This window comes from Segatella copri (genome assembly GCF_002224675.1).
Lineage (GTDB): Bacteria > Bacteroidota > Bacteroidia > Bacteroidales > Bacteroidaceae > Prevotella > Prevotella copri_U.
On sequence record NZ_NMPZ01000050.1, the window covers coordinates 1 to 4,411 of the forward strand.

Annotated in this window: 7 protein-coding genes; 5 read left to right on the top strand and 2 right to left on the bottom strand. The window is 47.8% G+C overall.

Annotation, left to right across the window (positions count from 1 at the left end; translation table 11 throughout):
* Both CFT61_RS16075 and CFT61_RS16080 read left to right on the top strand, forming a co-directional pair.
* A partial coding sequence (locus CFT61_RS16075) for a site-specific integrase (protein WP_089545406.1) occupies positions 1-817 on the top strand: 817 nt, incomplete at its 5' end.
* Positions 814-1,176 (top strand): hypothetical protein, encoded by a 363-nt coding sequence (locus tag CFT61_RS16080; RefSeq protein ID WP_089545407.1) that lies wholly within the window; start codon positions 814-816, stop codon positions 1,174-1,176. The genes CFT61_RS16075 and CFT61_RS16080, both read left to right, overlap by 4 nt.
* 238 nt (positions 1,177-1,414) lie before the next feature.
* Here CFT61_RS16080 and CFT61_RS16085 read toward each other — a convergent pair whose 3' ends face one another.
* Entirely contained in the window at positions 1,415-1,723 is a 309-nt protein-coding gene (locus CFT61_RS16085; protein ID WP_008145366.1) for a helix-turn-helix domain-containing protein, read from the bottom strand.
* A gap of 82 nt (positions 1,724-1,805) precedes the next feature.
* Positions 1,806-2,117, bottom strand: a complete 312-nt coding sequence (locus CFT61_RS16090; protein ID WP_008628599.1) for a helix-turn-helix domain-containing protein — start codon at positions 2,115-2,117, stop codon at positions 1,806-1,808.
* Positions 2,118-2,514: 397 nt separating this feature from the next.
* Between CFT61_RS16090 and CFT61_RS16100 the strand changes: the two genes are divergently transcribed.
* The 3 genes from CFT61_RS16100 to CFT61_RS16110 form a co-directional block, all read left to right on the top strand.
* A complete protein-coding gene (locus tag CFT61_RS16100; RefSeq protein WP_007902100.1) occupies positions 2,515-2,997 on the top strand; it encodes a DUF3408 domain-containing protein in 483 nt (160 codons plus the stop codon).
* Positions 2,998-3,181: 184 nt separating this feature from the next.
* Positions 3,182-3,595, top strand: coding sequence for a plasmid mobilization protein (locus CFT61_RS16105; RefSeq protein WP_089545409.1), 414 nt, complete (start codon positions 3,182-3,184; stop codon positions 3,593-3,595).
* A partial coding sequence (locus CFT61_RS16110) for a relaxase/mobilization nuclease domain-containing protein (RefSeq protein WP_089545410.1) occupies positions 3,592-4,411 on the top strand: 820 nt, incomplete at its 3' end. The genes CFT61_RS16105 and CFT61_RS16110, both read left to right, overlap by 4 nt.

Genomic DNA, 4,411 nt, shown 5'->3' on the forward strand with positions numbered 1-4,411 from the left:
GAAGAACCTGAGAGCCTTTGTCCATTCGTTGGATAAGGACGACATCGCCTTTGAGGACATAGACGAGAATTTCGGAGAGGAATACAAGCTATTCCTGAAACGAGACCAGGGACGCATCGACAGCTACGTGAACCATTGCCTTCTCTGGCTGAACATGTTGATGTACAAGGCAGTGGACAGGAGCATTATCCGCTTCAATCCCATAGCCAGGATAGGGTATGAGAAGAAGGCAGCCCCGAAGATGACCCATATCAGCAAGGCAGACTTCATCAGGATGCTCTCTACCCCGATGGCTGACGAGCGAACGGAGCTTGCACGCAGATGTTTCATTTTTGCCTCGCTCACCTCCTTATCCTATATAGATGTAAAGAAACTGTACCCTCACCATATCAGTGAGAACTCCGAGGGTAGGAAGTTCATCCGCAAGGAAAGAGAGAAGACAGGCGTGGAGTTCTTCGTGCCACTCCATCCGATAGCCGAGAAGATTCTTTCGCTCTACAATACCACGGACGACAGCAAGCCTGTTTTTCCACTGGGTGAGAAGAAAGACATCTATCTTGATGTGCATACCCTTGGAATGGTGCTTGGCATAAGCAATAAGTTGGGATTCCACGCCAGCCGCCATACATTCGGAGTCTTGATGCTCAACGAGGACATTCCCATCGGCAGCATAGCCAAGATGATGGGACACGCAGACATTACAAGCACACAGGTCTATGCGCAGGTGACGGAGCAGAAGATTTCAAATGACATGGATAAGCTTATTGCCAAGCGGGAAAGGAACAGATTATCGAACGAAAAAACTATTGGAAAATGAACAGAGGTATTATAACTATCAGCGAGAGCGGAACGGTATCCATGCCGACCGATACTGTATGGATGACCATGCAGGAGATTGCCGACATGTATAATGTATTCGGCTGCTATGTGCGCAAGGCAGTCAAGGCTGTATTCAAGGACGGCATTCTGAAAGAGCAGGGTGTACGCCGTCATGTCAGGAAGAACGACCGTATCAGCTATGATGTGTATAGCCTTGAACTCGTCATTGCGGTAGCCTTCCGTATTGACAGCATTGAGAGCAGAGCCTTTCGGGAGTTCATCATGCAGTCCGTCATAGGCAAGCAGACAAGCCGCACCAAACTGGTCTGTATCTTTACAGAGAACGCAATGGCATAGACCTGCCATAAAGCAACGTTCCTTGGAGGCTTTGCGCCTCCAGCCACTTGGGCGAACCTCCGCAGTGTGTTTTAGCATGGTATTAGATTTATACAGGTAACACAAATGATACCCGGCAAACACGACCAACTCGGTATAGCCAATAAAACGAGGCGACAACCTATAACAGCCACGCTCGGTAAGTTATACGTTGTCGCCTTGTTCATTTCACCCCACTCATCAAGGACATGTATTTCTCCTACAAGCCCTTCATTCTGTACGCCTCACGATAGTTAGCCATCAGAATCTTCTGAATATCGGACTCGCGGTAGAGTATCTTTCCGCCAAGCTGGATATACGGGATGACACCGTTGTTTCGGTAGTCCTGCAGGGTTCTTCGGCTCAGTTGCAGCCTGGCACAAAGCTCCTTGTCCGTCATGAAGCGCTCACCGCCAAGCATGGGGCGGTAGTTCATCACGGCACGTTCAAAATTGTCAACCATTCGGTTGAGGTGGTTCACGATGTGGTTCATCCACTCGCTGTTTCTTGTCATTACTTCATTGCTCATAGTTGTCTCGTTTTATTGTTGATACTTACGTTACTCAATTTACTTGCTGCATTGGATAAAGTGGCTGTTGTATATTGACAGCCTAACCTGTGCGCTTGCGAAAGCGCATGTCCTTTTTCCTGTCCTCCACTACTGCTACGATAGCCATCACGTCCTCCGGCTTGTAGTAAGTCTTGTGGCTGATTTGCGTATAAGCCAAAGTTCCGTTGTCCCGAAGCGTCTGCACTGTCCGTGGGCAGATGTTGAGCGTCTGACACACGTCCTGCGTGTCGAGCCACTTGTTCATGGTCTTGTCCTCACTGCGCTCACGGATTCTGTCCATGCGCTTCACGAAGTTCTCCAACTGGGCATCAAGATAGTTGAATGCCTCTTCCTCGAATACGATGAATCCCATACTTTTCTTTTTTCTAAGTCAATACTATGTTATATGTCGCAAAGCTCCACGCATATGCTGTGCTCCACGTTTGTGAGTGCAAAGATAAGGCACGGCAATCTAAAAACAAGCGCTTTCAATTTCTGTGGCAGTATGTTGCCGGGGTTTGCCGACTTCAACGCCAAAAACAACAAGAAAAACTTGCACGACTGCAACGAATACATGAACAATGATGAGTTGAGAAATACGTTGAAGTTCTCACAACTATCTCGGTATGCAAATAAGCAAGCCACAACTAAATTGCCACGTTACACCCAATCAGTTGCATGGCTGCACTCAGTACACTTACTTTGCATCCGACAATCGGTCAATGGTGCAAACCGTGACCACTATACTAACAAATAAAACAATGTAAGTTATGGCAAAAACAAAAGATGCAGTCTTGACTCCTGGGCAAAAGGAGCTGATGGAAAAAGAGTATTTGGATTTTGTTAAACCATCTACGTATGGCAACAAAGCCAATCCAAGTAGTTGTAATTCTCTCTATGATGATGTAGAGAACCCAGAGTTGAGAGCAATTGTAGAGAAAGTTGCTGCAACAACTCCCTATAGAGAGGAAACATCAACGAACGAGGCTCAATCGCCACCGAATCCGCAGAAGCGCATCAGTGGCAAGCAGCGCAAGGCGACATTGGAGGAGTATCAGCAGACCTTCCTCCAGGTTCCAAGGATTGACGACCGCAAGCCAGTCTTCGTCAGTTCCGATGTACGAGACCGTCTTGATCGTGTCGTCCGCATCCTCGGAGGGAGACGCATGAGCGTATCGGGCATCATCGAGAACATCGTGCGCCACCACCTAAGCCTTTATGAAGAGGACTTCGAGGCTTGGCGCAAATTGTGAGAATTAAGGTCTGCGACCTTGGATGTGGATAGCTGAAAGGCTGTAGTTCCAACTAACGTGTTCTGAGAGGGAGCGAGGTTATGTTTTGGGAATCCCAAAACGCCTCGCTCCACCATGAGGGTGGAGGAATTTTGCTCCCGACGGTCGCAGAAAGTGAGTGTACCAACTGTAAACAGTGTATCGAATGACAAACGTACAGAAACAAGACAAGAGAAAGGGCGGAAGAGCGCCCACGGGCAGGGTTCGCAAGCTGTCGAAGTCTGTCACGGTGAAGTTCTCGAAGCCAAGCTACGAGGCATTGAGACTGAGGGCAAGAAAAGCCAACCGCAAGTTGGCGGAGTACATCCGTGAGTCCGCCTTGAACGGCGAGGTGGTCAGTGGACACAACACTGAGACGATAGCCATCGCCAAGAATCTCATTGGCATGGCGAACAATCTCAACCAACTTACCAAGCTGTCGCATCAGAGAGGTTTCCATGAAACCCATGTATATGTGGTGGACTTGTTGAGAAGATTGAAAGCAATCCTTGGCGAGTATCGCCAAGCAAGTTATAAACCGAAACCAAGCAGTATGGGCAGAAAGGAGGATACCACATGATAGGCAAGCTAAAGAAGGGCAGCTCATTTGGTGGTTGCATCCGCTATGTTACAGGCAAGGACGAGGCGAAAATCATCGCCTCGGATGGTGTGTTACTCGGCACGAATGCCGAGATAACGCAAAGTTTCGAGCTACAGAGGCAGCTAAATCCAAGGATTAAGAAGCCTGTGGGACACATTGCATTGAGCTTCAAACCAGAGGACAAGCCACGTTTGACGGATGAGTTCATGGCTAAGATAGCCCTTAAATACATGCAGATGATGGGCATCACCAAAACCCAATTCATCATTGCAAGGCATCACAACACCGACAATCCACATTGTCATATCGTGTATAACCGCATCAATAACGAGGGCAAGCTCATATCAGACAGGAATGATTACAGGCGTAATGAGCAAGTGACCAAGGCTCTAAAATCCAAGTATGGACTGACCTACGGAACGGACAAGAGCAATACTAATACTCGCAAATTGCGCAATGCCGAACGAGCGAAATATGAGATTCACAATGCCGTCAAGGATGCATTGGAAGTCGCAGATAGTTGGCAGAAGTTCAAGAATGAACTTGCAAAACGAGGTATTCTCTTGGAGTTTGTCTATAAGGACAAGGAGCGGAGCAAGGTTCAAGGCATCCGTTTTTGCAAGGATGGATATAGCTTCAAGGGTACGCAGATTAGCCGAGACTATAGCTTTGGCAAACTGAATGCAAGATTTGAGGGAACGGAGAACCATGTATCAGCAAGAGCCATTTCTACTCAACAATATGAGCAAGGTAGTTTCAAGGACGAGCTGTTGCCATTCATGTCGGAGAGCAGCC

Coding starts and splice junctions, on each gene's coding strand:
- CFT61_RS16080 (WP_089545407.1), top strand. CDS start 814: ATGAACAGAGGTATTATAACTATCAGCGAGAGCGGAACGGTATCCATG.
- CFT61_RS16085 (WP_008145366.1), bottom strand. CDS start 1,723: ATGAGCAATGAAGTAATGACAAGAAACAGCGAGTGGATGAACCACATC.
- CFT61_RS16090 (WP_008628599.1), bottom strand. CDS start 2,117: ATGGGATTCATCGTATTCGAGGAAGAGGCATTCAACTATCTTGATGCC.
- CFT61_RS16100 (WP_007902100.1), top strand. CDS start 2,515: ATGGCAAAAACAAAAGATGCAGTCTTGACTCCTGGGCAAAAGGAGCTG.
- CFT61_RS16105 (WP_089545409.1), top strand. CDS start 3,182: ATGACAAACGTACAGAAACAAGACAAGAGAAAGGGCGGAAGAGCGCCC.